At 67.5% G+C, this 24,624-nt stretch carries 31 protein-coding genes and 1 pseudogene; 18 read left to right on the top strand and 14 right to left on the bottom strand.

What is annotated here, in order from left to right:
* Window positions 1-55: 55 nt before the first annotated feature.
* Window positions 56-466, bottom strand: coding sequence for a nitroreductase family deazaflavin-dependent oxidoreductase (locus tag ON19_RS06775; RefSeq protein ID WP_043688332.1), 411 nt, complete (start codon window positions 464-466; stop codon window positions 56-58).
* A 111-nt stretch (window positions 467-577) separates the two neighbouring features.
* On the opposite strand from ON19_RS06775, the gene ON19_RS06770 reads away from it, so the two are divergent.
* The gene (locus ON19_RS06770; protein WP_174377670.1) at window positions 578-1,234 is read left to right on the top strand and encodes a response regulator transcription factor; all 657 of its coding nucleotides are present in this window, start codon (window positions 578-580) and stop codon (window positions 1,232-1,234) included.
* The gene (locus ON19_RS06765) at window positions 1,231-2,394 is read left to right on the top strand and encodes a sensor histidine kinase (protein WP_043688330.1); all 1,164 of its coding nucleotides are present in this window, start codon (window positions 1,231-1,233) and stop codon (window positions 2,392-2,394) included. Before ON19_RS06770 ends, ON19_RS06765 begins: the two co-directional genes overlap by 4 nt.
* Before the next feature lie 55 nt (window positions 2,395-2,449).
* On the opposite strand, the gene ON19_RS06760 is transcribed toward ON19_RS06765, so the two are convergent.
* Complete coding sequence (locus ON19_RS06760) at window positions 2,450-2,827, bottom strand: hemophore-related protein (RefSeq protein ID WP_043688328.1); 378 nt, start codon at window positions 2,825-2,827, stop codon at window positions 2,450-2,452.
* Window positions 2,828-2,995: 168 nt separating this feature from the next.
* Between ON19_RS06760 and ON19_RS06755 the strand changes: the two genes are divergently transcribed.
* Window positions 2,996-3,808, top strand: coding sequence for a DUF1460 domain-containing protein (locus ON19_RS06755; protein WP_043688327.1), 813 nt, complete (start codon window positions 2,996-2,998; stop codon window positions 3,806-3,808).
* A gap of 22 nt (window positions 3,809-3,830) precedes the next feature.
* Here ON19_RS06755 and ON19_RS06750 read toward each other — a convergent pair whose 3' ends face one another.
* On the bottom strand, window positions 3,831-5,336 hold the full coding sequence (locus tag ON19_RS06750) for a flavin-containing monooxygenase (protein ID WP_043688325.1): 1,506 nt from the start codon (window positions 5,334-5,336) through the stop codon (window positions 3,831-3,833).
* 24 nt (window positions 5,337-5,360) lie between these two features.
* On the opposite strand from ON19_RS06750, the gene ON19_RS06745 reads away from it, so the two are divergent.
* Both ON19_RS06745 and ON19_RS06740 read left to right on the top strand, forming a co-directional pair.
* Window positions 5,361-6,422: an AraC family transcriptional regulator gene (locus ON19_RS06745; RefSeq protein ID WP_227954448.1), complete on the top strand. Its 1,062-nt coding sequence runs from the start codon at window positions 5,361-5,363 to the stop codon at window positions 6,420-6,422.
* Between the two features lie 155 nt (window positions 6,423-6,577).
* Window positions 6,578-8,521, top strand: a complete 1,944-nt coding sequence (locus tag ON19_RS06740; protein WP_051168592.1) for a UvrD-helicase domain-containing protein — start codon at window positions 6,578-6,580, stop codon at window positions 8,519-8,521.
* A 5-nt stretch (window positions 8,522-8,526) separates the two neighbouring features.
* Here ON19_RS06740 and ON19_RS06735 read toward each other — a convergent pair whose 3' ends face one another.
* A complete protein-coding gene (locus ON19_RS06735) occupies window positions 8,527-9,510 on the bottom strand; it encodes a sigma-70 family RNA polymerase sigma factor (protein ID WP_043688324.1) in 984 nt (327 codons plus the stop codon).
* Window positions 9,511-9,666: 156 nt separating this feature from the next.
* Here ON19_RS06735 and ON19_RS06730 point away from each other — a divergent pair, with 156 nt between their 5' ends.
* From ON19_RS06730 to ON19_RS06720, 3 genes are all read left to right on the top strand, one after another.
* Window positions 9,667-10,056 (top strand): PPOX class F420-dependent oxidoreductase, encoded by a 390-nt coding sequence (locus ON19_RS06730; protein ID WP_043688322.1) that lies wholly within the window; start codon window positions 9,667-9,669, stop codon window positions 10,054-10,056.
* 62 nt (window positions 10,057-10,118) lie between these two features.
* Window positions 10,119-10,493, top strand: a complete 375-nt coding sequence (locus tag ON19_RS06725; RefSeq protein WP_043688320.1) for a hypothetical protein — start codon at window positions 10,119-10,121, stop codon at window positions 10,491-10,493.
* A gap of 58 nt (window positions 10,494-10,551) precedes the next feature.
* On the top strand, window positions 10,552-11,280 hold the full coding sequence (locus ON19_RS06720) for a VIT1/CCC1 transporter family protein (protein WP_043688319.1): 729 nt from the start codon (window positions 10,552-10,554) through the stop codon (window positions 11,278-11,280).
* Between the two features lie 95 nt (window positions 11,281-11,375).
* On the opposite strand, the gene ON19_RS39980 is transcribed toward ON19_RS06720, so the two are convergent.
* The 3 genes from ON19_RS39980 to ON19_RS06715 are packed head-to-tail and all read right to left on the bottom strand — an operon-like array spanning window position 11,376 to window position 12,177.
* Entirely contained in the window at window positions 11,376-11,549 is a 174-nt protein-coding gene (locus ON19_RS39980; RefSeq protein ID WP_083899183.1) for a CsbD family protein, read from the bottom strand.
* An 11-nt stretch (window positions 11,550-11,560) separates the two neighbouring features.
* The gene (locus ON19_RS42795) at window positions 11,561-11,716 is read right to left on the bottom strand and encodes a DUF6131 family protein (RefSeq protein ID WP_085994835.1); all 156 of its coding nucleotides are present in this window, start codon (window positions 11,714-11,716) and stop codon (window positions 11,561-11,563) included.
* Window positions 11,717-11,739: 23 nt separating this feature from the next.
* Entirely contained in the window at window positions 11,740-12,177 is a 438-nt protein-coding gene (locus ON19_RS06715; protein ID WP_051168591.1) for a hypothetical protein, read from the bottom strand.
* Window positions 12,178-12,290: 113 nt separating this feature from the next.
* On the opposite strand from ON19_RS06715, the gene ON19_RS06710 reads away from it, so the two are divergent.
* From ON19_RS06710 to ON19_RS06690, 5 genes are all read left to right on the top strand, one after another.
* On the top strand, window positions 12,291-12,485 hold the full coding sequence (locus tag ON19_RS06710; protein ID WP_043688317.1) for a heavy-metal-associated domain-containing protein: 195 nt from the start codon (window positions 12,291-12,293) through the stop codon (window positions 12,483-12,485).
* Window positions 12,486-12,577: 92 nt separating this feature from the next.
* On the top strand, window positions 12,578-13,762 hold the full coding sequence (locus ON19_RS06705; RefSeq protein WP_043688452.1) for a cytochrome P450: 1,185 nt from the start codon (window positions 12,578-12,580) through the stop codon (window positions 13,760-13,762).
* Between the two features lie 145 nt (window positions 13,763-13,907).
* Window positions 13,908-14,351 (top strand): hypothetical protein, encoded by a 444-nt coding sequence (locus tag ON19_RS06700; protein ID WP_043688316.1) that lies wholly within the window; start codon window positions 13,908-13,910, stop codon window positions 14,349-14,351.
* A 3-nt stretch (window positions 14,352-14,354) separates the two neighbouring features.
* Window positions 14,355-14,912: an ImmA/IrrE family metallo-endopeptidase gene (locus ON19_RS06695; protein ID WP_083899182.1), complete on the top strand. Its 558-nt coding sequence runs from the start codon at window positions 14,355-14,357 to the stop codon at window positions 14,910-14,912.
* Window positions 14,913-14,916: 4 nt separating this feature from the next.
* Window positions 14,917-16,116 carry an MAB_1171c family putative transporter gene (locus tag ON19_RS06690; protein WP_051168589.1) on the top strand — a complete coding sequence of 400 codons (1,200 nt, stop codon included), beginning with the start codon at window positions 14,917-14,919 and terminating at the stop codon, window positions 16,114-16,116.
* 2 nt (window positions 16,117-16,118) lie between these two features.
* Here the strand turns inward: ON19_RS06690 and ON19_RS06685 are convergent, their stop codons facing one another.
* Window positions 16,119-17,120, bottom strand: a complete 1,002-nt coding sequence (locus ON19_RS06685; protein ID WP_043688447.1) for a DUF418 domain-containing protein — start codon at window positions 17,118-17,120, stop codon at window positions 16,119-16,121.
* Between the two features lie 118 nt (window positions 17,121-17,238).
* Between ON19_RS06685 and ON19_RS06680 the strand changes: the two genes are divergently transcribed.
* On the top strand, window positions 17,239-17,730 hold the full coding sequence (locus ON19_RS06680; protein ID WP_043688315.1) for a MarR family winged helix-turn-helix transcriptional regulator: 492 nt from the start codon (window positions 17,239-17,241) through the stop codon (window positions 17,728-17,730).
* Window positions 17,727-18,107: a DUF5313 family protein gene (locus ON19_RS06675; RefSeq protein WP_043688313.1), complete on the top strand. Its 381-nt coding sequence runs from the start codon at window positions 17,727-17,729 to the stop codon at window positions 18,105-18,107. Before ON19_RS06680 ends, ON19_RS06675 begins: the two co-directional genes overlap by 4 nt.
* A gap of 97 nt (window positions 18,108-18,204) precedes the next feature.
* Here the strand turns inward: ON19_RS06675 and ON19_RS39975 are convergent.
* Window positions 18,205-18,372, bottom strand: a pseudogene (locus ON19_RS39975) (ionic transporter y4hA); the annotation flags it as partial.
* Between the two features lie 41 nt (window positions 18,373-18,413).
* On the bottom strand, window positions 18,414-18,830 hold the full coding sequence (locus tag ON19_RS06670) for a nitroreductase/quinone reductase family protein (RefSeq protein WP_083899180.1): 417 nt from the start codon (window positions 18,828-18,830) through the stop codon (window positions 18,414-18,416).
* Here ON19_RS06670 and ON19_RS44630 point away from each other — a divergent pair.
* Together ON19_RS44630 and ON19_RS39690 are read left to right on the top strand one after the other, a co-directional pair.
* A complete protein-coding gene (locus tag ON19_RS44630; protein WP_227954449.1) occupies window positions 18,753-19,169 on the top strand; it encodes a recombinase family protein in 417 nt (138 codons plus the stop codon). The genes ON19_RS06670 and ON19_RS44630 overlap by 78 nt on opposite strands.
* A gap of 14 nt (window positions 19,170-19,183) precedes the next feature.
* Window positions 19,184-20,017, top strand: coding sequence for a TIGR02391 family protein (locus tag ON19_RS39690; RefSeq protein ID WP_043688444.1), 834 nt, complete (start codon window positions 19,184-19,186; stop codon window positions 20,015-20,017).
* Window positions 20,018-20,350: 333 nt separating this feature from the next.
* Here ON19_RS39690 and ON19_RS41685 read toward each other — a convergent pair whose 3' ends face one another.
* The 4 genes from ON19_RS41685 to ON19_RS06645 all read right to left on the bottom strand — a co-directional run bounded on the left by ON19_RS41685 (window position 20,351) and on the right by ON19_RS06645 (window position 23,285).
* Entirely contained in the window at window positions 20,351-21,463 is a 1,113-nt protein-coding gene (locus tag ON19_RS41685; protein ID WP_157229609.1) for a hypothetical protein, read from the bottom strand.
* A gap of 70 nt (window positions 21,464-21,533) precedes the next feature.
* Window positions 21,534-22,106, bottom strand: a complete 573-nt coding sequence (locus ON19_RS06655) for a hypothetical protein (protein ID WP_157229608.1) — start codon at window positions 22,104-22,106, stop codon at window positions 21,534-21,536.
* A gap of 303 nt (window positions 22,107-22,409) precedes the next feature.
* Entirely contained in the window at window positions 22,410-22,679 is a 270-nt protein-coding gene (locus ON19_RS06650) for a hypothetical protein (RefSeq protein WP_043688309.1), read from the bottom strand.
* 279 nt (window positions 22,680-22,958) lie between these two features.
* Window positions 22,959-23,285, bottom strand: coding sequence for a hypothetical protein (locus ON19_RS06645; protein WP_227954450.1), 327 nt, complete (start codon window positions 23,283-23,285; stop codon window positions 22,959-22,961).
* Between the two features lie 302 nt (window positions 23,286-23,587).
* On the opposite strand from ON19_RS06645, the gene ON19_RS06640 reads away from it, so the two are divergent.
* The gene (locus ON19_RS06640) at window positions 23,588-24,520 is read left to right on the top strand and encodes a helix-turn-helix domain-containing protein (RefSeq protein ID WP_083899178.1); all 933 of its coding nucleotides are present in this window, start codon (window positions 23,588-23,590) and stop codon (window positions 24,518-24,520) included.
* The last annotated feature ends 104 nt before the right edge of the window (window positions 24,521-24,624 follow it).

The raw sequence follows: 24,624 nt of genomic DNA, 5'->3' as shown, positions 1-24,624 counted from the left end.
GCGGATACCGCGGGGCTGGTGACGTTCGACCACCCGGCACGCGCACGTGCTTCGGTCAGCGCGGCGTCAGCTTGACCACCGGAATCACCCGGTCGGTCTTCTCCTGGTACTCGGCGAAGCCCGGCATGACCTCGACCATCGCGGCGTAGAGGCGATCGCGCTCCGGCCCGTCGGTGACCGGAGTCGCGGTCGCCTCGAGCGTTTCGGTGCCTATTTCGAGCGTGACCTCGGGGTTGGCACGCACGTTGTGGAACCAGTCGGGGTTGGTGGGAGCGCCCGCTTTGGAGGCGATGACCACGATGTCCGCGCCGTCGCGGATGAAGGCCAACGGATTGGTACGCGGCAGACCGGATTTGGCGCCGGTGCTGGTGAGCAGCAGGAGTTCGCGGCCCGCGAAGGGACCGCCGACCTTGCCTTGGTTGGCGCGGAATTCCTCGATGATCTGGGCGTTCCAGTCGCCTGCCATGACGTGTCTCTCCTGGGAGTCGGGTGCGCCGGGTCGTCACGAGCCTACCCAGACCTGCCCGGCCACCTGAACTAACAGCCGCCCAACAGCGGAAGGGTGCACGATGGCGGGGTGCGGGTGCTTGTTGTCGAGGACGAGAAATTGCTGGCCGACGCGATCGCCGACGGGCTGCGCCGCCACGCCATGGCGGTCGACGTGGTGTACGACGGCGGCGCGGCACTGGAGCGCGCAGGCGTCAACGACTACGACGTGGTGGTGCTCGACCGAGATCTACCGGGGGTCCCCGGTGACGCGGTGTGCGGCACGCTGGTCGAGTCCGGCGGCGTCGCTCGGATCCTGATGCTGACGGCCGCGAGCGCCGTGGCCGAACGTGTGGCGGGTCTGGGATTGGGCGCGGACGACTATCTGACGAAACCGTTCGCGTTCGCCGAGCTGGTGGCCCGGATCCAGGCGCTCGGGCGCCGCGCGCGCAGCGCCGCTCCCCCGGTGCTGGAACGGTCCGGCATCCGGCTGGACCCGCACCGCTTCGCCGTGTCCAGAGATGGCGAGCCGGTGTCGCTGTCGCGCAAGGAGTTCGCGGTGCTCGCCGAACTGCTGCTTGCGGACGGCGGCGTGGTCTCGGCCGAGCACCTGCTGGAGAAGGCGTGGGACGAGCACATCGACCCGTTCACCGGCGTGGTGCGGTACACGATCATGAACGTGCGACGGAAGCTGGGCGAACCGCCGGTGATCGAGACCGAGCCCGGCGTCGGATACCGGATCCGATGAGCGGGCGCACCATCCGGCTGCGGCTCACGATGCTGTACGCGACGGCGTTCTTCCTGGCCGGCGCGGTGCTGATCGCGCTGATGTACTTCTATCTGAACCAGTTCTTGGAGCGACGGCCCGGCGTCGGCGCGCAGCAGGTGGTGCGTGAGTATCTCATCGAACGTGCGGAACGGAACCGGGCTCCGGTCTCCACGGACCTGTACAAGGCGCTGACCGAGCAGGCCCAGCGGAATCGGCGGGACACCTTGCGCGCCATGCTGATGTGGTCGCTGGTGTCCCTGGGCGCCGTCGGCATCGCAGCGGGCGGGTTCGGCTGGTTGCTGGCCGGACGCGCACTGCATCCCCTGCAGCGGATCACCGCGACCGCACGACGGGTGGCCGACACCAGCCTGCATGAGCGCATCGCCCTCGAAGGTCCGCAGGACGAACTCAAAGATCTGGCGGACACTTTCGACGCGATGCTGGAGCGCCTGGACCGTGCGTTCGACGGCCAGCGCCGGTTCGTCGCGAACGCCTCCCACGAGCTGCGCACCCCGCTGACCATCAATCGCACGTTGATCGAGGTGGCATTGGAAGACCCGGACGTGCCGGAGTCCACCCGCAGGCTCGGCGCCACGCTGCTCGAAGTCAACCACCGCCACGAACGGCTGATCGACGGCCTGCTGCTGCTGGCCACCAGCGAACAGCGGCTGACCGAACATCGCCGCGCCGACCTCGCCGACATCGCGGCCGACGCGGTCGGGACGCCGGCCGGCCGGCCGGGCGCACGCATCACCGCAGACCTACGACCCGCACCTGTGCTCGGGGATCGACTTCTGCTGGAACGCCTCGTCCACAATCTGCTCGACAATGCCCTGCGCTACAACCTCCCTGAGGACGGCTGGGTGATGATCGGGTCCCGGACGATCGGCGGGCGCGCGGTACTCACGGTGGAGAACAGCGGCCAACCGGTTCCGGCATTCGAAGTCGACGGTCTCTTCGAACCATTTCGCAGACTGACCTCCTCCGAACGTCTGGCCGAGTCCGGCGCCCGCGGCGCGGGGCTCGGTTTGTCGATCGTGCGCTCGGTAGCGCAGGCCCACGGCGGCACGGTCCGCGCGGCGGCGCGCCCGGGCGGCGGGCTCGCGGTGACCGTCGATCTCCCACGCGCCGGGGGATAGCGCGGCTATCGCCTGGTGCGGCACGGGCGAGTCCGACACCTCGCCCGTGCCGTGCTCAGTAGTTGTGGCAGGTGTCGGCGAGGACGCGCAGTTTCTCGCGATGCTCCTGCGCCCGCGGTGAATCGCGCCGCTCCTCGAGCCTGCCCTTTGCCTCCGGGTGCTTGTCCAGGAACTCCTTGGCGCGTTGCTTGCGCTGGTCGACCGGGAGCCCGAGGAATTCTCCGAGCTTGGCCTTGCGTTCAGGGTGCGCATCGAGCTTGGCTGCGAGTTCGGGGAACTGGGCATGCACGGCGGCGTCGATCTGCGCGAAGCTGCACGTCGTCTCGAGCAGCCCGCCCGGACCCGGCTGCGCGGAGGCGGTCGCCGGAACCAGCAGCGCCCCCACGGCGGCCAGACCGCCGAGAGCAACGGTGACTCGAACGAATCTCGTCATGTCGGATGTCCCTTTCGGTTGGACGTTCGGGCCACCGCGACGTGACCCGGCGTTCAGTCCATCAGGAGGGGTGTTCGGTCAGCGCTAGGTCATCGTGGAGCCCGGCTGTCCTTCGCCCGCTACCGTGGGTGTCGCTGTCGTGTACCGATCACCTCTGCTGGAGGCGTCTTGCGCACCATCGCTCGCGTACTGCTCGTCCTGGCGGCCCTCGCCTGCGCCGCCGTATCGATACCGCCCGCGGCGCTCGGCGCGCCACCGGCCGGGCACCTCGACGACGCCACCGCGCGCAAGCTCGACGAATTGCTGTCGGTGCGTGCACAGGCGCCCGCCTCGGCGAGCAAGGCGGAGTTGATCGAGCTGCTCTCGCGGCCGTTCCTCGGCACGCCGTACGGCGCGAACATGCTCGTCGGGTCGGCGACCGAGCCCGAGCAGCTGGTCATCGACTTCCGCCGGGTGGACTGCTTCACCTATCTCGACTATGTCGAGGCGCTCAGCAGATCGACCGATCGGGATCGGTTCACGGCGAATCTGATCGAAACGCGCTATGCCGGTGGCCGAGTCGATTTCCGGCAGCGCAAACACTTCTTCAGCGATTGGGCCCACACCGCCCGAGCCGCGGCCACCGACATCACGGCGACCCTGAGCCCCAGGGCGGTGACGGTCACCAAGCACCTCAACGCGAAAGCCGACGGCGGTAACCATCTGCCCGGATTGCCCGTGGTGGATCGCGCCATCACCTACGTGCCCAGCGCCGCGGTCGACCAGGACGTCGTGAGCGGGCTTCGCACCGGCGACTACATCGGCGCCTACACCGGCCAACCGGGCCTGGACGTCACCCACGTCGGCATCTTCGTCATGACCCCCGCGGGCGCGGTCTTCCGCAACGCGTCGTCGCTCGCGGGCAACAACAAGGTGGTGGACTCGCCCTTCGCCGAGTACGTCCGGTCCACCCCGGGCATCGTCGTTCTCCGCGCGGGATAGGTCGCCCCGCACGACTGCCGAGCTAGACGACCGGCACCGGCTGGCGCACCGCCGATTTCGGCGTCGCGGTGAGCGTCTTGTCCAAGTCCGTACGCAGCGTGGTGGCCGAGTCGAGCAGGTAGTTCTGCCGCACCTTCCACGGATGACGATCGCCCTGGCGCGGGAAGTCGCCGATGGAGCGCTGGATATAACCGGAGGCCAGGTCCAGCAGCGGGTGCTCGGCGAGGTCCGCCTGCGGCTGCGGCACCACGGCGGCGTAGCCCTTGCGATCCATGTGGTTGAGCACCTTGCAGATCAGCCGGGAGGTGAGATCGGCGCGCAACGTCCAGGACGCGTTGGTGTATCCGATGCACACGGCGAAGTTGGGCACACCGGTGATCATGGTCCCCTGCCAGACGAATTGCTCGGACAACTCGACTCGCGCGCCGTCGACAGTGGGAGCGATACCGCCGAAGGCCAGCAGTTTCAACCCGGTCGCGGTGATCACGACGTCCGCCTCCAGCACCCGGCCCGACTTCAGCCGGATACCCTCCGGCACGAAGGTGTCGATGTGATCGGTGACGACCTCGGCCTTGCCTTTCTTCATCGCCTTGAAGAAGTCCGCGTCCGGGACCGCGCACAGCCGCTGGTCCCACGGGTTGTAGCTGGGCGTGAAGTGCTCCGCGACGGCCTTGTCGTCCTTCAGGATGCGCGTGGTGAGGCCGGTGAGCAGCTTGCGCGCCGCTTCCGGACGCCGTCGGCAGTACTGGTAGAAGCCGATGCCGAAGAGGATGTTCTTGGTGCGGATCACGCGATGCGCCAGCCGCGGCGGGAGTAGTTCGCGGACCTTGTCGGCCACTTTGTCCCGGCCGGGTACGGCGCTGATCCAGGTCGGCGTGCGCTGCAGCATCGTCACCAGCTGCGCCTGCTGCGCCATGGCCGGAACCAGCGTGACCGCGGTGGCGCCGCTGCCGATCACCACGACGCGCTTGCCGCGGTAGTCGAGGTCCTCGGGCCAGAACTGCGGGTGCACCACCGCACCGGCGAAAGAGGAGATGCCGGGGAACTCCGGCGCGTACGGCTGCTCGTAGTCGTAGTACCCGGCGCAGGCGTAGAGGAAGCCGCAGGTGAGCGTGCGCGTCTCGGTGCCACCCGCCGCGTCGCGCTGCTCGAGCGTCAACGTCCAGCGTGCGGCGCCGCTGTCCCAGTCGGCGGCGATTACCCTGGTGCGGTAGCGGATGTGCCGGTCGATGCCGTGCTCCGTCGCGGTCTCGGTGATGTAGCGCAGGATCGACGGACCGTCGGCGATCGACTCGGCCTCGCGCCACGGCTTGAACGGGTAGCCGAGGGTGAACATGTCGGAGTCCGAGCGAATCCCGGGGTAGCGGAACAGGTCCCAGGTGCCGCCCAGCGCGTCGCGTGCCTCCAGGACGGCGTAGGTCTTGCCCCGGCACTCGGTCTGCAGCCGGTAGGCCGCGCCGATACCGGAGAGTCCGGCGCCGACGATCACGACATCGAGGTGTTCCGGTACTGCGACGGTCTCGGTCATGTCTCCAGTGTGCGAGCCGTGCGGATGGCTTCCTTGACTTTGCGCGACAAGTATTTGATCCTCGACGACATGTCGGTGATTCGGTCCGCGGGGTTGCGCGGGTTCCGCGCCACCGTGGCCGAGCTGGGCGGGGACGCCGAGGCGATGGCCACGGCGTGCGGCTTGCCGGCGGCCGCGCTGGACACCGACGACCTGCTCGTGCCCGACGAGCGGGTCGCGGGCGTGCTGGAGCTGGCCGCCCACCAACTGCGCTGCCCCGACCTGGGTTTGCGGATCTCCCAGCGGCAGGACCTGGACATGCTCGGCCCGCTGGCGCTGGCCATCCGGAATTCGCCGTCGCTGGCCGACGTGCTCGAATGCTCGGCGCGGTATCTGTTCCTGCACGCGCGGTCGCTGAGCCTCACGCTGGAGCCGGACCCCTACGGAGATCGCGGAGTGATCGCGCTGCGGTACGGCGTGCAGCCCGGATTGCCGACCCCGGTCCAGGGCACCGACCTTGGGCTGGCGTTCGTGCATCGCACCATTGCGCGTCTGGTGGACGACCGCTACGGATTGCGCTCGGTCGAGCTGCCCTATCGGCCGGAGGCGCCGGTCGCCGATTACGAGGAGTTCTTCGGCGCGCCGGTGCGCGTCGAGCGGCCGTTCGCGGCGCTGCGGGTGCCGAGCAGCCTGGCGAGCCGGCCGCTGACCGGCGGTGACGAGAACCTGCACCGGCTGGCCATCGCGTTCCTCGCCGAACAGTCCGGCGGCGCGGACGCGGCGATCACTCCGAAGGTGCGCGCCGCCGTCCGGCAGCTGCTCGGCACGTCCGCGCCCGAGCTCGGCGCTGTCGCCCGGCTGCTGACCGTGCACCCGCGCACACTGCAACGACGTCTCGCGGCCGAGCGCACCTCGTTCGCCGCGATCCTGGACGAGGTCCGCCGTGACGCGGCGCGCCGGTATCTCACCACGACGGATATGCCGATGAGTCAGGTCGCCTCGCTGATCGGGCTGTCGGAGCAGGCGACGTTCACCCGATGTGCCCGAAGATGGTGGGGCACAACGCCCACCGCGCTACGCCGCACCGGACCGCACGGAAGAACCTAGCGGCACAACACTTTCGGGTGACGAGTCGACAACGGTCCGGCGTCCGATTCGCCCGTTTCGGTAACGGTTGCCGCGGAAAGTGTTCGGTGCATTCCCTCCTCGACGCCGGGTCTTTACCGTCGAAGACGAGGTATGTGTGCACCGAAGGGGGACCCATGAGCACCGATACCTGGCTTGCCCGCGTCGCGGACGCGCTGGCCCGCATCCCCGGCTTCACCTCGCATCAGGCAGCATTCCTCGCCGACGCGCTGACGCAGCCGGGGCGGTACCTGCTCGTGCACCGGGACGCGGGGCGCGCGCCCGCAGGCCACGCGCATGCGCTGATGGTTTGCGGCACAGGTTTTTTCGCGTTCCGCTTCGCCGACAACGTACCTGCCGAACTCGATGACATCCGCCGCGACGTCGAAGCGAGGTTCGGCAAGTTGCAGTTCGGGCGGGAGAAGGTGGTCGCCCACGACGTGCAGATCGTCCTGCTCGTCCCGGCCGGAGTCGGCCTGCGCGAGGACGGCCGGTTCGCCGTCGCCGGGCCGGGCGAGCTCGATCGGGTGATCCGCGCACGAAGCCGGCGGCTGCGCCCGAGCCGGGTACAGGCGATCGCGAACACGATCGCGCATCAGTCCGCGCGCGAATACGACCTACTGGAGATCGACGAGGACGGCCCACCCGACCTCGCCCTGCTCGAGCGGTCGGAGGTGCTCGCTCCGCAACGGGACACCGCGCTGCGGATACCGTTCCAGCACTGGATGACCTTCCTGGATCCCGAACAGGAACTCCTGGTCACCCGCACGTACACCGGCCCGGCACGGGTGACCGGCCCCGCGGGCACCGGGAAGACGGTGGTGGCGCTGCACCGCATGGCCAGGCAGGCCAAGCGATCCACCGGACGTCAGCTGTACACCACGTTCGTCAAGACCCTGGCGAACTGCCAGGAAACCTACTTCCGCCGGCTCGCGCCCGGAACCGAGGGCCGTGTCCAGTTCGCCGGACTGCATTCCTGGGCTCTGGATTTCCTCGGCCACCGGATAGCGGCGCCCAGGCTCGATCCACACGGAGCGGATCAGGTCTTCGGCCGTGTCTGGGAACGGGCGAGAGCGGACTTCGAGGACCTCGAACCGCACGAGAGCTACTGGCGGGAGGAGATCGACCGGGTCATCAAGGGCCGGGAAATCGATGATCTCGACGTCTATCAGCGCACCGAGCGCTTCGGACGCGACGGCGTGCGCCTCGACGGCGACCGGCGCGCCGAGGTGTGGCGCAAGCTCTACGTCCCCTACGTGACCGAGATGCGCAGACGCGGCATCTCCGACTACAGCGACGTGATCGCCGTCGCGCTGGCCGAGATCCGCAACGAACCACTGGCGCAACCGTACGACGCGGTCGTCGTGGACGAGGTGCAGGACATGACGCTGGCCGGGCTGCGGCTGGCCCACGCCATCGCCGGGGGCAACGGATCGAGTCCGCTGCTGCTGCTCGGCGACGGGCAGCAGCAGGTGTACGCGGGCGGCTGGCGGATGGCCGACGCGGGCATCAACCTGCGCGGCCGCGGGGAGATCCTGCGGGTGAACTACCGCAATCGCCGCCGCGTGTGGGAGAACGCGGCCGGCATCGAAGCGGTGAACGCCCTGGGCGATCTCGACGACGCGCCCGGCGTGCTGTTGCGCGACGCCGACGTCGCCCTGCCCGACGGACTGGTGCACGTCTGGCGTGGACCGGACCAGTACCTGGAGGCCGCGCTGGTGCGCGGCATCCGCGAGTGCGGGAAACCGCTGTCGGACATCGCCGTGCTGACCAGGACGCGCCATGAGGCCGACCGGCTCGCCGGGGCGCTCGACGCCGTCGGCATCGCGACGCTGCGCCTCGAGGAGTACGACGGCACACTGGTGGCCGCGGTCAAGGTCGGCACGGTCCACCGCGCCAAAGGCCTCGACTTCGCGGCCGTCTTCCACCCGACCTGGTCGGGCAGCCCGCAGCCGAGCCTGGGCGCGAGCCGCGAACGAGCCGAACTCGCCGACCGGCAGAAGCTCGTCGCGATCACCAGAGCGCGCGACTACGCGTGGATCGGTATTCGAGACGATCGTCCTGGCACCGACCGGGCCTGACGGGGTCACCCCAGGACCGGGGCGAATCCGAAGGCCGTGACCAGATCCGGGTCGCCGAATGCGGTGATCCGGATGATCGAGTCCTTCGTCGTGGTGAGCACCGCGACGCCGAAAGCCCGGTAGTCGCAGCCGGATTCCCGGTGATAGGCCACCGCGGCCGGCTGCCCGTTGGCCGCGGCCGGGAACAGCATCCACTCGCCGGGGGTCCCGAGGACCTGCCGGGCCAGGTAGTCGACGCACGTCCGCTTGCCCGCGAACCAGGTGCCCGACGGCGGCATCTCCAGAACGGCGTCGCGGTGCAGCAGTCGTTCGATGGCCGCGGGATCGGCACGGCGGAACGCGATCAGGTACTCCTCGAGCAGCGCGCGTTGTCCCGGCTCGCTCGGCGCCACCGCCTGCTCGGCGGCCGACGAGACCTCGGCCAGCCGGGCCCGGGCACGCTGCAACGTGCTCTTCACCGCCGCGGTACTGGTGTCCAGCAGGTCGGCGACTTCGGCCGCGGGCAGTCCGAGTACGTCGCGCAGCAGCAGCACGGCGCGCTGCCTGCCGTTCAGGTGTTGCAGGCAGGCGATGAGCGCGAGGCGCAGGCTGTCGCGGGCCACGGCCACACCGGCCGGGTCCGCCGACTCCGGCGTCACCAGCGCGTCCGGCAGGGGCTGGAGCCACCGGACATCCGCCGCGGCGGCCACCGGCGGCGCGGACGGGTCCGTGCCCGGCGCGCCGAGACCGGACGGCAGCACGCGCCGCCCGTGGTGCCCGAGCGCGGTCAGGCACGCGTTCGTGGCGATCCGGTACAGCCAGGTCCGCACCGACGAGCGCCCCTCGAAGGTGTCGAAGGAGCGCCAAGCCCGCAGATAGGTCTCCTGCACCAGGTCTTCGGCGTCGTGGACCGAGCCGAGCATGCGGTAGCAGTGCGCAAGCAGTTCCCGGCGATACGGCTGGGTGCGGCGAATGAATTCGGCGTCGGGCAGCGCGCTGGTCGTGGTCATCCGCAGGTCCTTTCCCGGTCCACCGAGCGTGAGCCGTCACAGATGAGACCGAGCGGGACGCGAAAAAGAATCGCGGACCCCGATTCCTCCGGCTCGCGACGGAAGTCCACCTGTCGGGGATCACCGTGATTCCCGCATCGACCGAGGAGAATTCCCATGCCACTCGACGACACCGTGCGCACCCTGATCGACGGCCCCCACGCCGCCGTCCTGGCCACCGCGAACGCGGACGGCCGTCCGCAGTCCTCGGTGATCTTCGTCGACTACGACGGCGACACCCTGCTGTTCAGCACGATCGAGGGGAGACTGAAGACCCGCAACATGGTGCGCGATCCCCGGGTGAGCCTGCTGGTGCTCAGCCGCACCGACGGCCGGTATGTGGAGGTGCGCGGCCGGGTCGAGATCACCGACGACCCGGACAAGACCCTGCTCACCGCGATGTACGCGAAGTACATGGGCGGCGCCACGCCTCCGCCGGAACCCGAGGCGCACCGGCTGATCGTGCGGATCCTCCCGGAGCGCGTCTACGTCTTCCCACCCGCTTGAATCGCCACTGGGAAGGCACGATTCGGCCGCTAGACTCCTGGAACGACTGGGAAGGGGGCCGCATGGACGCGGTTATCAAGGAGGTCGCCGAGGAGGGCAAGCGGCTGATCGACCGAGCCTGGCTCGGCGAACTGAGCCGCGACCAAGCGGTGCACATGTTCGTCCAGGTCGGTGACGGCATGGTGCGCTACGAGACGGCGCTGACCATCATCGACGACGGCGTGCAACGGCTGGCCGCCAACGCCAGGCGGCTGCGGATCCTGCGCTGGTGCGCCCTGCTGGAGTTGCCCGTGTTCGGTGGGTTCGCGGTGCTGGCGGTGTTGCTCGGGGACTACACCACCGCCGCGCTCTCGGTCCTGTTCCTGCTGATCCTGCAGATCATCCACCGCACGATGCTTCCGCATCCGCTGGCGGTTCCCCGTCAACCCGGCGGTTGACCGGCCACCCGGGCACGGGCTTCCCGTCCGCGCCTCACGGTGTCATTAGGGTGCGTTCATGGCTCGCACGACCAGCGCCTCCGGCGCGCACCCGCACGAACCGCACGGCGACGGCTTCGCCGCCAAGCTCAACTGGCTGCGCGCGGGTGTGCTCGGCGCGAACGACGGCATCGTGTCCACGGCGGGGCTGGTCGTGGGCGTCGCCGCCGCGACAACCGAGACCGCGGCGTTGTTCACGGCGGGCATCGCGGGCATTTCGGCGGGCGCGATCTCGATGGCGGTGGGCGAATACGTGTCGGTCAGCACCCAGCGCGATTCGGAGCGGGCCCTGCTGGCGAAAGAACGCCGGGAACTGCGCGAGGAGCCGGACTACGAGCTGGCCGAACTCACGGGCATCTACCGGGCGAAGGGGCTGACGCCGGAAACGGCGCGGAAGGTCGCCGAAGAACTCACCGCGCACGACGCGTTCACCGCGCACGCGGAGGCCGAACTCGGCCTGAACCCCGCCGAGTTGACCAACCCCTGGCAGGCGGCGTTGTCCTCGGCGGTGGCGTTCACCCTCGGCGCGCTGTTGCCGTTACTGGCCATCCTGCTGCCGCCGGTCACCGCGCGCATTCCGGTGACCTTCGCGGCCGTGCTCACGGCGCTCGCGCTCACCGGGTCGGTCAGCGCCCGGCTGGGCGGAAGTTCCCGTGGCCGGGCGGTGCTGCGGGTGGTGCTGGGCGGTGCGCTGGCCATGGCCGTCACCTATGGCATCGGGCAGCTGGCCGACGTCGCCGGAATATGACTCCGGCGCAGCGCTGTTGCGCATCGGTCCCGACGCACGCCGATGCCGGGCGGAGGCTGTCGGCCTTCGCCCGGCACCGGTCGCCGGTGACGCGGTCAGCGCTTGAACGCGTCCCGCAGTTTGTCCGCGGCCCGCTTGACGTTGCCGCGAGCCTGCTCACGCCGTCCCTCGGCCTCCAGCCGGGAGTTTCCGGTCGCTGCGCCGAAGAATTTCTTCAAGCTGCCCCTGGTCGCTTGCACCTGGTGCGCGAGGCGATCTTCGAACTTCATGGCGAATTCCTCTAGTAGTACCACCGGCGGCCGCCCACCGGACGGCCCACCGAACCGGCCACCAGCAGCACCAGCCCGATGATCAGCACGATGATGCCCGCGGTGGTGAGCAACGAAATTCCGAGCAGCCAGCCCAGAACCAGGAGGATGAGGCCGAGAATAATCATTGTCGTGTTCCTTTTCTCGATAACTATTTCGCGGTCACGGGTTTGGAGGTCGATACCGTCGCGCCGCGATCGGTCCGGGTGCCGCCCGAACCGGGTGTGCGCAGCCACCGCCGCCAGGCCGGCTCCTGGGCAGTGCCCTTGACCGGGACGGAGGTGTCTGTCGCCAGATCACGCCGTACCGCCGCCATCTCGCGACGAGACTGCGCTAGTTCACGACGCGCGACCATGCCGCGGCGGGTCACCCGCCAGGCACCGGTCAGGACGAGCGCCAGTCCGAACATGCCGATCGCGCCGAGCACGACCCCGTAGCCGAACAGCGCTCCGCTGGAACCTTGGAAGTGATAGTCGAATACCGCGAAATCGCTCGTCAGTTGCTGAGCGGAGCCGGTGTTGCCGACTACGGCGGCAACTCCGATAATCACGGCCGCGATCAGAGCGACGAGCCCGATGATGATGATCATGACAATCCCTGTGGCGTCGAGTCGTATGACAACACCGCTATTCCCGGGGTCCAGGCGATCAAACGCGGCGAAAAGGAAAGTTTGATCGGGGCGAATCGGGCAATGCGAAATGCATGACGTACACAGTTACTCTGCACAACGTTACCCGCGAGTCCGCGTCGGCGATCGAATCGTCATTGCGCGGCGTCAACGGCATCGACTCCGTCGACATCGACGTGCCGTCGGAGCGCGCCCTGGTGAACTCCACGACGCTGACCTACGGCGAGGTTCTCGACGCGATACGGCAGACCGGAGCCTCCGCCTCCTGATCGGAGCGTTCCGCCGCACTCCACGGCGTCGCCGGCCCGTGCGGTAACCATTGCCCGTTCGTGCGCACCATACGGTGCGCGATGATGACCGGGTGACGAACGTGTTCGACCCCGAATTCGCGCGAGACCCGTGGCCCACGCTGGATCGGCTGCGCACCGCTGGGGGCGTGCACCGCGTTCCGACGCCGGACGGCCCACCGGCTTGGTTGGTGACGCGCTACCGCGACGTGCGGGCCGGACTGCTGGATCAACGGCTGTCCACTCAGGCCCGGCACGCGCGAGGGGACGATTACCGAGGATTCCCCGTCCCACCACCGCTGGACGAGATGCTCAACGCCGCCGCGGCCGACCATGCCCGGCTGCGCAGCCTGGTCACCGCCGAGTTGTCGCCGCGCAGGCTGGCCGAGTGGACCGCGCTCGCTCCGGGCCTGGTGGATTCGCTGCTGCGCGGGGGTGATCCGGGCGGGACGGTCGATCTGGTCGAACGGCTGGCGGTGCCCCTTCCCGCAGCCGTGCTGAGCGAACTGCTCGGTCTCGACGACTCGGTCTCGGAACGTCTTCGCGACTGGGCGAATTCGACACTGCTTCCGTCGCAGTCGCCGCCGCGTGCCCGCGACACCCTGGCCACCATGCACGCGATCATCACCGAGGCCACCGCGCGGGCCCGGCCCGATACGGCGCTCGGCCGGTGGGTCGCCGCGCACCAAGGTTCCGGCTCACCGACCGCCGACGAGCTGGCCGGACTGCTGTTCTACCTGCTGTTCGTCTGGTACGAAGTGCTCGCCGACCTGATCGCCGGCTCGGTGCTCACGTTGCTGGGCCATCCCGACCAGTTGCGGGTGTGGCGTGCGACGGCCGACAAGCAGTCCGCCGTGGACGAACTGCTGCGCTACTTATCACCGCAGGTGCTGGCCGGACCACGGTTCGCGATGACCGAGCTGACCATCGGCGACACCACGATTCGCGCGGGACAAACCGTTCTGCTGTGCCTGGCCTCGGCCAATCACGATCCCGAAACCTTCGACCGGCCCAGGAATCTGGATCTGACGAGAGACCGCGGCGCCCAGCTCGCACTCGGCTACGGCATGCACGCCTGCCTGGGCAACGCGCTGGTGCACACCGTCACCGCCGCGGCTGTGGATCACGTCTTCACCCGGTGGCCGGATTCGGCCCTGGCGGTGGACGAGCGAGAGATATCCTGGCGCTCCGGTTTTCGTCATCGAGGTCCACTGGCGCTGCCGGTGGATCTGGCGATGAGATGGGGCGAGCGACGATGATCGCCCCACCTGCTGCCGCTGCCGGATGCCGGGCCTCTCGCGGTCACCCAACCCTTCGGGGCGACCACACCGGCATGCGTCGGCGGAGCACGGACGAGTATGATCTACGACACACACGCTGTCAACTACAGGAGACACGCTGATCATGGGGGAGGATGCACACCCGTTCACGCGGGCTCTCACGACGCTCGTCAACGGAATGCACCCGCCGGCGAGCAAAGACGGACGGCCGCAAGAGATCACCCATCGAGCGCTCGCCGAGGACATCCACCGCACCACCGGCGCGAGCCTGTCCGCCAACTACCTCTGGAAGCTGCGCACTGGACAGGCGGTGAACCCGTCCTACGAGACGCTCGAGGTGTTGCGCGGCTACTTCGGGCTCGACAGCCTGGACCCGTTCACCGATCCGCAGTTGGCGGCGGCGCGGGGCAGCGAGCTGGCATTGATCAACGCGCTCAAGGGAAATGCCGAGCACGAGGTGCTCGAGCTGGTGCTGCGCGACGGGCTGCAACAAGGTACGGTCCGCGCGGAGTCGGTGCTGGCGATGCTGGATGTCCTGCGGCGCATCGAGAACGAACAACGCGAGTGAGCGATGCGGATCGCGGCTTGGAGCAAGGACGGAGGTGACCAGCCGGTGCTGGATCGTCGCTGGCTGCGCCGCGAACTGCGCGGACTCGGGCTGCCCGGCAGGTTCACCGTCGGCGAGCTGGCCGAGGCGGTGGCCGAGCGCCGCGCCCGGCCGCTGCGCCTGCGTCCGGAGAGCTTCCCGGTCACCGGGCTCACCGGCGGCCTGCTGGTCACCGACGCGATCGACTTCATCGCCTACCAGCGCAACACCTCGAAGGTGCACCAGGACCACATCGTCTGTCACGAGCTCGGCCATCTGCTCGCCGGGCACCGCACCGTCGACGTCGGCGGCGCGGAAGCGGTGCGGCTGCTCGCGCCGAACATCGACCCCGCGGTCGTGCGGCGGATGCTCGGGCGCACCAGCTACGCGCAGCCTCAGGAGCGCGAGGCAGAGCACATCGCGAATATGCTGATGGCCCAATACATCACGCAGTGGACCGCCAGGGAGGAGTGGGTCCTGCCCGATTCCGCGCCGGTCGCCGCGCGCCGCCTGCTGGACGCGCTTGGCCCGGGGCAGGGCTGAGCCGATGTGGTTCGGACTGGTCTACGGCGGCGTGGCCGCCTTCGCCTTCGCCGCCTTCCTGTGGCGGGTCGCCCTCGCCCTTCGCAACCCGGGTAGTCCCGCACGCTGGGCCGTCGCATTCGCCATTCTCGCGGCGGGGATCGGATTCGAAGCGGCTGTGCCGCAGACCTATACCTGGATCGGGGACGTCTCGGGCATTCCCAATCTCGCTTCACTCGTGGTGTACGGGGCCATCGCCAGTGCCGTGCTCGCTCAGGTGGTGTGGACCGGGTTCATGGTGGCGCCCCAGGAGCCGGACGCCGGGGCCGGGCGGCGCGTCCTCATGCTGCCGGTGCTCGTGCTCGCGGGGTTGGCGGTGCTGTTCGCCGTGGCGCCGGTGCACGACGAGAGCCATCCGACCGACTTCGACGCCCACTACGCGAAGGTCCCGTCGGCGGTGGCTTTCCTCGGCGTCTACCTCGCGGTGTACTCCGCGGCGCTGATCCGCATCATCGGGTTGTGCCGCAGATGGATCGGCGAGGTCGACCGGCTCTGGTTGCGGCGTGGCCTCCGGCTGCTCGCGGTCGGCAGCGCCGTCGCGCTGGGATACAGCGCGGGCAAGGTGATCGCTGTCGGCGCGGCGTGGTTCGACCTCGATCTGCGCCGCCTCAACACCGACGTCGCGCCCGCGTTCGCGAGCCTGGGCGCGACCGTCATGCTGGTCGGTTACCTGTGCCCCTCGCTGGCGCCGTGGCTGCTGCACACGATCGCCCGGCTGCGGGCGCTGCCGCGGCTGCGTCCGCTGTGGCTGGCCCTGCGTGAGGTGGATCCGGAACTGGCGCCAACACCGGACCGGAGCACGGCGGCCCGAGACCGGGTGTACCGCAGGGTGATCGAGATCCGCGACTGGCTGTTGCGCCTGCAACCGCACCTGTCCGGCGAGGCGACGGCGATCGCCGAGCGCCTGGCCACCGAACTGGCTGTTCCGGGGCGCACCCGGGCCGCCGCGATCGAGGCCGCTCGCATCGCCGCCGCGCTGCGGGCGCACCGGCTCGGCCTGCCGGCCGCCGGGGACGACGAATCCTTCGCCGAGCCGCGCCAACCCACGCTGGCCGCCGAGCTGGCCTGGTTGGTCGATGTCGCCGTTCAGTTCGACACCGCGCCGCTGGTTTCCGCGACGCTGGCCGCGCTGGAGAAGACCGGCGATCCCGCCGCCGGACGCTGAGTTCAGTACGGACGGCTAGGCACCCGCGCCCGCCGGATCGGCACCATCGTCCACCAGGTGACGCAACGCCACACCCATTCCAGCGGGCCGTACTCGAACAACCGCAACCACCCGGCGCTGAACACCGCCTGCACCGCGACTATCGCCGCGGCCAACCCGAGCACCGTCGCGTAGTCATCGGAGCCGGTCAGTCCCAGACGCGGTGCGGCGAGCAGGATCAGGGCGGTGGCGCCGACGTAGTTGGTCAAAGCCATGCGGCCCATCGGCCGCAACACCTCCGCCAGCACCTGGCCGGGTTCGATGCGCAGCAACAGCAGCAGTCCGGTGAGATAAGCGAGTGCGCCCAGCAGGCCCGCCACGGCTATGGCGGGGGTGGACCACAGCTCGAGATACGGCGTGCGGTACTCCCACCTGCCCGCCACTATCGCGGCGGGCAGGGCGAGAGCGAAGACCGCACCGATCTGCCAACCCCGCTCGTCCAAGGTGTCCACGATCCCGGCGCGTGCGGTGGCCAGGCCGAGCAGGAACAACCCGGGCACCAGGGCCAACCCTCCGCCGAGGGCCAGCGCGACGCCGAAGGTGCCTGCCAGGCCAGCCAGCAGCACCACCCAGTTCGGCAGCGCCCACGCGGGCACCAGGATCACCAACCCGGCCAGCGCGTACGGCAGCAGCGCCTCACCCGGTTGGAACTGCTGATGGATCAGGCCGACGACGCCGAGCGCGAGCAGGCGGCGGATCAGGACCAGCCGCGGCCGCTCGCCGCGCTCCGCCGCGGTGTCCATGAGCAACGCGAAACCGATCCCGAACAGGAACGCGAAGATCGGGAAGAAACGTCCCTCGAACAGCACCGACAGCGCGTGCCGCACCGGGATCACCGCGCCAGACCCGTCCGTCGTGACCATCCCGTTGAGCTGCCAGATGTTCACCACGAGGATTCCGCACAGCGCGAACCCACGTACCGCGTCCAATTCCTCGATGCGTAGCGGGCCCGGATGGTTGTGCATGAATTTCACGGTATCGAGCACCCGCCGCCGCACCGGGATCTCGAGCGGAGATGTCGCGCACATTGATTAATGCACTAACTATTCATGCGCTAACTTGGAGCGCGGACAAGGAGGACCGATGGAGACCGAAATCGACGATCCCCTGCGCTTGGATCGGCAGGTGTGCTTCGCGCTGGCGGTGGCCAACCGCTCGGTGCTGGCCGTCTACCGGCCGCTGCTCGAGCCGCTCGGGCTCACCCACCCGCAGTATCTGGTGATGCTCGCCCTCTGGGGCGAAGCGCCGATGTCGGTCAAGGCGATCGCCGAGGCCGTCCAGCTCGACTCCCCCACCCTGTCCCCCCTGCTCAAACGCCTGGAAGCGGCCGGGCTGATCAGCCGCGAACGGGACAGCCGGGACGAGCGCAACCTGGTGGTGAACCTGACCGGGGCCGGAGCCGAACTGCGCGAGCAGGCCGAGCGGATCCCGCCCGCCGTCGTACGCCGCCTGGGCGTGACCATGGCCGACCTCGAGGAGTTGCGCGACGTCTTGACCCGGGTGAACGAGGCGGCCCGCCGGTCGGTGCTCGTCGAGTCCGGCTCCCCCGCCACCGACCGAGGAGTTCAGGCATGACTCGACAGCGACGACGGCCCGATCCGATCCAGTGGCTCGGCTACGCCTTCGGACGCCGCCTGCCCGATTCGATGCGCGAGTGGGTGCGCGACGATCTGACCGGAAGGTTCGCGACCATCCGGCACATCTCGCGCGGGATGGTGCCGTTCACGCCCCTGTTCGCGGCGTTCCTGCTGTTCCCCGGCGAACTGTGGCTGCGCGGCGCGATGGTCCTGCTGGCGCTGCTGCTGGCCCTGTTCTACACCGTCGCGTTCATGCCGATGAACCGTGCGCACCGGCTCGTGAAACACGGGCTGCCCGCGGATCTGGAGAACCCGCGGCGGGCCAGGCGCCGCGAGCTGGAACGGGCGAGATACGCGGCGCAGTACCCGCACTGAGCTGTTCATTCCGTCGCGAGTGCGAGGCGGCGATGTGGATCGTGCGGGCCGCCCAACGCGCGTGGGTCGACCGCTTCGTGGTTTCCGCGTTCGCCGGTCAAGGGCTGGCGGCGAGGCCGACGAAGGCTGCGAACACAGCCAGGTGGACGCCGCCCTGTAGCAGGGTCGCCCTACCCGGGACGACCGTCAGCCCGCCTACTACGACGGTGAGGGCCAGCAGCACCATCTGGGTCGCGCCGAGGCCGAGCACCAAGGGGCCCTCCAGCCCTGGTCGGGTGCAATCTCGACGCACCCGGCCCCGGGGGCTCAGTCGTCCAGATCGATGCGGAGGGTGAGCAGGTCGGTGCCGACGAGCCGGACGGCCGCGCTGTTGGCCCGCGGCAGGGCGGCGAGGCGGGCACGCGGATCGTCGTCGGGCAGCAGGTGCGCGGTGCCCGTGTGCCACCGCCCGTGCAGCCGCAGCCGGACCCGGTTGTCCGCCTTGATGTTCCGGACATACTGCGAGCGCTCGCCGAACTCGGCGACCAACCAGAATTCCCGCCCGATCCTCCGCCCGCCGATGGGCGTGGTCCGTGGCTGTCCGCTGACCCGGCCGGTGGTCTCCAGACCGAACGCGGTGTTGGGTTCCGCTCGCTCACCGAGGGATTGCACACCGCTGGCCCGATGGGCAAAGCAATGCTCACGATCATGGCCGCGTTCGCGCAATTGGAACGAGACACCCATGATCGAACGCACCCGTGCCGGTTTGGCCACTGCTGCCGCCAATGGCCGCAAGGGCGGACGCCCCCCAAGGTCAACGACTCGGACGCCGCCAAGGCGCGTGCGTTGAAATCGAAGGACGTGCCCGTACCTGATATCGCCAAAATACTCGGGTGTCCCGTGCCACGGTGTACCGCTACCTTGCCGAGTCACCGAGCACGTAACGGGACAACGACGTTCGTCCTCAACCTCGTACCCACCGGTACGCGCCAGCGCGGCCCACCAATGCAGCAAAATGGTTTGTTCATGGCTGTACACCCAGCCACACTTGCGGAGATTGCGCGCCAACCCCTTCAGCGATGACAGGAAGCAACCCCGTGGTCAGCAACTACAAGCCCCAATACCTTCGCGACGTCCACCAGGCGGTCGTGGAGTTCCGCAACCTACTCGTCAAGTACCTCGACCTACACGCGGACACTGTGATTGCGCCGGGGCTTCTGCCGTCTATTACCCCCCGCGCCGACGCCGACACCAATGAGATCTATGAGCTTCGTAGGCAGATTGGAATAGCGGCAGGCCGAGCAAGCGAAGCAACTGAGATCACGGGCGGCAAGATCGCAGTCCAAGGTCACAACTTGCCAATCGACCCGATAGTGAACTGGCGCTTCATCACCTACCCGAAGCCAGTGGTCACCCCTGCGGACGTACTTGATACCGCCGACTACGCAGTCGGCCGGCTCGAAGCCATGATCGCGCGTGCCGAAGCGGCCCTATCGCCATCCATGGGACCTACGGAACTGCATCCACTCATATGGGGCGCGGCAGCCAAGCTCTGGGAAATCGGGGAGTTCCGGCGCGCAGTTGCCGCCGCATGTGATGCCGTGGAGCAGCACGGACGCGCAATTACCAATCGATTCGACATCCAGAGCGGAGCATCTATGTGGCAGAGCGCATTCAGTTCGCATCCGCCGAAGCCTGGCCAGCCGCGTCTGCGATGGCCAGGTGATCCATCACACGTCTCAGTCAAGGGGATGAATGACGGTCTCGTGCATTTCGCTCCTGGCGTCCAAATGACGATCCGGAACCAATCAACCCATGGACAAGGCGAAAGCGAGTACACCGAGCAGGAAGCATTGGAACGACTGGCAGCGCTCAGCTTGCTGGCCCGATGGACCGATGGATGCAACGTCGAGAAAGCCGAAGGCGAGTAGACGGACCTCCGGGTATCGACGTGTCGAACCGTACGCGCCACACAAGCGGTTCCCCAAGTTCCGGAACCACTGTCGGGAACCGGGAACCGGGAACCGGGAACCGGGAACCGGGAACCGGGAACCGGGAACCGGGAACCGGGAACCGGGAACCGGGAACCGGGAACCGGGAACCGGTCGACCCAATACCCCCTCCCCCCTGTCTGCGTGAATATTGGCCCGAATGCCTGGGAGTGGGCCACTACTGCCGGGGGAGGGGCTATAGCCCACCTACGGACACGCCTCTAGATCGGCCCGTGAGCGACGAAACCGGTTGCGCCCATACTTGGGGGTCGGTTATCGGTCGCGGGATATTCCACGTGAGCGTTCCTGCCCCTGTCCGGTGCCGCCACGCACAACGCCAGGCGCATGACCAGGCGGCTCCCGTACTGCCGCTGACGGCGGTTCCGCTTGCCCGAGCCCGAGAATCTTCACGACTTCCGGGGGCACTCCTCGGGCTTGCAGTCGTGCCAGTTCTTCGGCGCGTTCCTTGTCCGCTGCCTCGCGAGCTTCGCGCGCCTTCTCCTCTGCCGTGCGGGCGTCGGCTGCTGCCCGCTCCAGGCTGGCAGCGTCGGCGGCTTCTCGGGCCGCATGCTCTCCAGTGTCAGCGGCTTCCCGTTGCTGAAACTGATTGGGTGTCGGGAATTCCTGCGCCACCCGTTCAGCAGCTTCGCGCTCAATTCGCGCACGCTCGCTCTCCGGAGTTCTGCCCGCCTGCCTGGCCCGCTCGGCCTCTTCTCGCGCCCGCCGCTCGCGCTCGACTCGTTCGGGGGCTTCCGCCCTGCCACGGGTAGCGCCGCCGCGGAATCGCAGCATATTCCGGAACTTCTCGGCTCGCTCACGCGCCCGCTCCCGCTCCGCGATTTTGTCCCGCCGCTTTTGTAGCTCCTGGGCTTTCTCCTCCCGCGCCTTCTCTGCTACTCCTTGTAACTCAAGCTGCTTACCTCGCTCCGGCAGTTCGCGCTGTTTACTTCGCTCTAGATCCACGCCCAATGCCCAAATTGTCCGGGCTTCAGCTCGCGAGATTTCTAGGTGGGTGAATCTGTCTCCGAAGTCTTGCTTCAAACCGTTGATAAGTACCTGACAGTCTTTCGATACAGTCTCACCTTCTACTGACCGTAGCGTATGCTCCTGCACGACGCCTGTCTCCAGAAGGACCCGTAATGCCTTGAGCTGCTTTTCATCCTTGGGTCCTTCAATTCTGCCGGATTTATCCTCGATAGAGAAAGTTTTACCTTGCTCCTCTCTGACGTGGTCGAACTGAATCCGGCCTTCCGGGGTCTTGTATATGCGGGAGCTGGGTAGATATCCACGCTCACGGTCCTTGAAATATGCTTCGATACCGTTCTCGAATATCCTTCCGCGCTCGTGGGGCTTGTAGTTGTCTCGGTCTCTTTCGTATTCGTCCAACCGATCCCCCAAGAAGCCTGAAGCGATTCGAGAAGTTCTTGGCCGTAGCCTAGGAAGCAGTTGAGGCAGCTCAGCGGCTGCGATGGCCCTCGTGGAGAGATGCGTACTCGCGAATGGCGGCAGCCATTTTGCAGAACATCCCCTCATGCTCCTCGGGGCTATATTCGATCATGCGCCCGATTAATCCCCATACGGTCTCGACGTCTTCTTCGTCGCCCGTATCCATCTCTAACGCGGGATTCACGTCGTCGTAAAACGAATATTCGCGGCCGAACCATTCTTCATCGATAAATCTGGACCCTGCGAATCTTTCGAAGCACGCACCGATGAAACAAACGAACGCGTCAACCAAGTCGGCGTCATCGGGTGCTGCCGCAGCAGCAGCCCTGGTCGGGAACAGTTCGGCGACGATGGAGTCAAGCCGTTTGACCTCGGCCGAGTCTTCCGGCCACGGCTCCGAAGGGAGACCGCTTATGCCCGCATAGTCCATGAACTTTTGGGCCTGCGCCTTGCGGCGGTCCGGATCAACCCATTTGTCCCATGCGGTCTGCTCGACAGGAACTCCCAGATCCATACTCAACTGGTCGTCGCCTTGCCCCATCACATTCCCTTCCGATAGTCGGTAGCCCTGCGTATCACCCAAACGGAACAGTGTCCCACGTTCAGGGGTTGCGCGCGCCCGTCCGCCTCACCGGGCAAGCACCGGGCGGCAGCGGGGGTGGGATAGCGCAAACAGAACCATCATCGCTCGACATACAGCCGTTCCCCCAGGCAACCTTGGTAAGCGGTCGGGCGTGCCCTTCGCTACGTACACGCCGTCCGTGCTATGCCGTTCCGCTTCGTCTTGGACGAAGATCAACGCGGCAGTCAGACAGGCCGCGAAGTGCAGATGTAAGCCGCGCAGCCGCACGACGAGATGCACGTCCGGTTCGTTCGGGGGACGTCATCACATGCCCCGTTCCCGGAACCACCGGTAGTTGTCGCGGATCACGAGTTGCGCCGCTACCAACGTCGAACACTGCAACAGGTCGCAATCCTCGTGTGCATCTAATGCCTTGTCGGCAGCAGTGCGACTCATCAACGGCAGACCGGGGTTGCTGTGCGACGCCAACCGTTCGAGCAGTCTCGACAACGCTGCCTCAACGTCGAATCTGTCGGACTTGCCGCCCTGGAGTAGTTGCAGCGTTGGCCGTGCGGCACTGTCGGCGAGCGTCATGACCAGTCCCAGCCGGGCTGTACCCGACCGGAGTGCGCTGCTTCGTAGTCCGCACGATCATCAACGATGCGCGTACCAACCCACGGGCACCCACCCGGCACGATTTCGTCTATTGGCGCGGTATGCAGAGCGATGCGACCATTCACCAGCGGCACCAACTTGTCGGGGCAGAACCGCGACGGGCACCGTACCGACAGCAACGCATTCGTCGCCTGGTCGTACCCGAAGATCCCGCAGTGAGACAGCTTGATCCATGGACCTTGCCCGCACGAAACGCAGTCAGGCATAAGCCAGTCCCCGCCGACGCCGCGCCCTCTTCGCCGCCACAATGTCACGGACAGCCCGCACAACAAGACGCCCGGACGGGCGGACATGGCTGTCCGGCAGAACGATCCACGCACGGAACTTGGTCCCTCGATCGGCTGGACTCGGCAGCCCGATCGTTCCGCCGTCTCGCACAATCGACACATCCAACCGGAACATCTCAGCGAACAACGGCACGTCGTCCGGCACGTCAGGGCGAATAATGAACGTCCACCGTTTCGACCGTGGGTGCGACAGGATCGGCCCCAGCTTGTAACCCTGGTTTTGCATCCACACCTTCACGTCGTGGCACAATACGGCGGGCATGGTGATCGCCCACACTGAGCCGCAGCGGGCCACGATCCGGCCTACCTGGGGAGGGTCAACTCTCGCGGGTATATCGCACACGTTCCGGTAATAGTGGCATCGGGACAAGGGCGTATTCCCGAAAACTACATGATTCATAGAACCCCCTGCTGCATCGATAATGAGTTGCGCTCCGACGCACCATCAGTGAGGTGCGCCGAGTAGTAGTCTCGTGGAATCAACGGGGTATCAGCCCCGTTTGTTGTTGACAGCTGTTTTCAGCGCCGAGGGGTGGACCGATGAAGCAGGGTTCAATACTCCGCACTGCACGCGAGGCGCGGGGTGTGAAGTTGCGAGCGATGGCCGCACTGACCAACTACAGCCCCGCGTACCTGAGCCTGATCGAGTCAGGCAAGCGCCCGGTACCTCAACGCATCGTTGATGCCTACGAGAGAGTCTTAGGTACCGATTTGGGCCGACTGTCGACTGTCGCGGGATCGGCTGCCAACGTCGATGCATCCAGTCTGCGAGAAGTTGCCACGATGCTGGCCTCGATGAGGCGCATCGAAGATGCGACCGGTCCAGTGGCAGTGCTTCCCGCTGTACAGGGAATCGGGAAGATGGCCGAATCATTTGCTGAGCAAGCCAACTCAGCGCTAGCGAAGCGTTCAGCAATGATCGCGAGCGAGATCAGTCAGTACCGAGGCTGGCTCGAACTAGTTACCGGTGCCGACACCGCCTCTCGGCAAAGCCTCGCCCGTGCCGTCCAACTCGCCGAAGCAGCCAACGGGCCCGATCAACTCGCGCACGCACTCAGCTTCACCGCTTATGCCTCGTTAGCGCGGAACCAGTGGCACGAAGCAGAGAGCTACGCCGAGGTAGTCATGTCCGTAGCGCAGATGCACCCGCTCATCCGCGTGTACGAGAACTATCAGCTTGCGCGAGTACATGCCGTCAGCGGCAACACACGAGCCGCGCAACACACCCTGATCCTCGCCGACAAGGCAGCGGAAGACTCCGAGGGGGAAGAACCGCCCGAAGCGGGATACTGGTACACCATGGGCTTCTGGTGCCTCCAGCGTGCCCGGGTGCTCTGGATTCTCGGACAACACGAGCGAGCCCGCGACGAAGTGCAACATGGCCTTGCAGAGATGCCGGAGTCGCACCGCAGTGCCGAATGGGCCACCAAGTGGGTCCGGGCCGCGAACGGCGAGACGGCAGTCCCGCACTGACCAGCGCTTTTAAAAGCGTGCCCGATCAACGCCACCACCACGATCGTCACCGCGACACCGGGCAGACTTCGACCCCAGGTGGCCGCGAGGGCGAGCACGGCGAA

Origin of the sequence: Nocardia abscessus NBRC 100374 (assembly GCF_000308455.1) — a bacterium.
In the GTDB taxonomy this organism is placed as follows: Bacteria; Actinomycetota; Actinomycetes; order Mycobacteriales; family Mycobacteriaceae; genus Nocardia; species Nocardia abscessus.
This window is presented reverse-complemented; position numbering and strand designations above follow the sequence as displayed.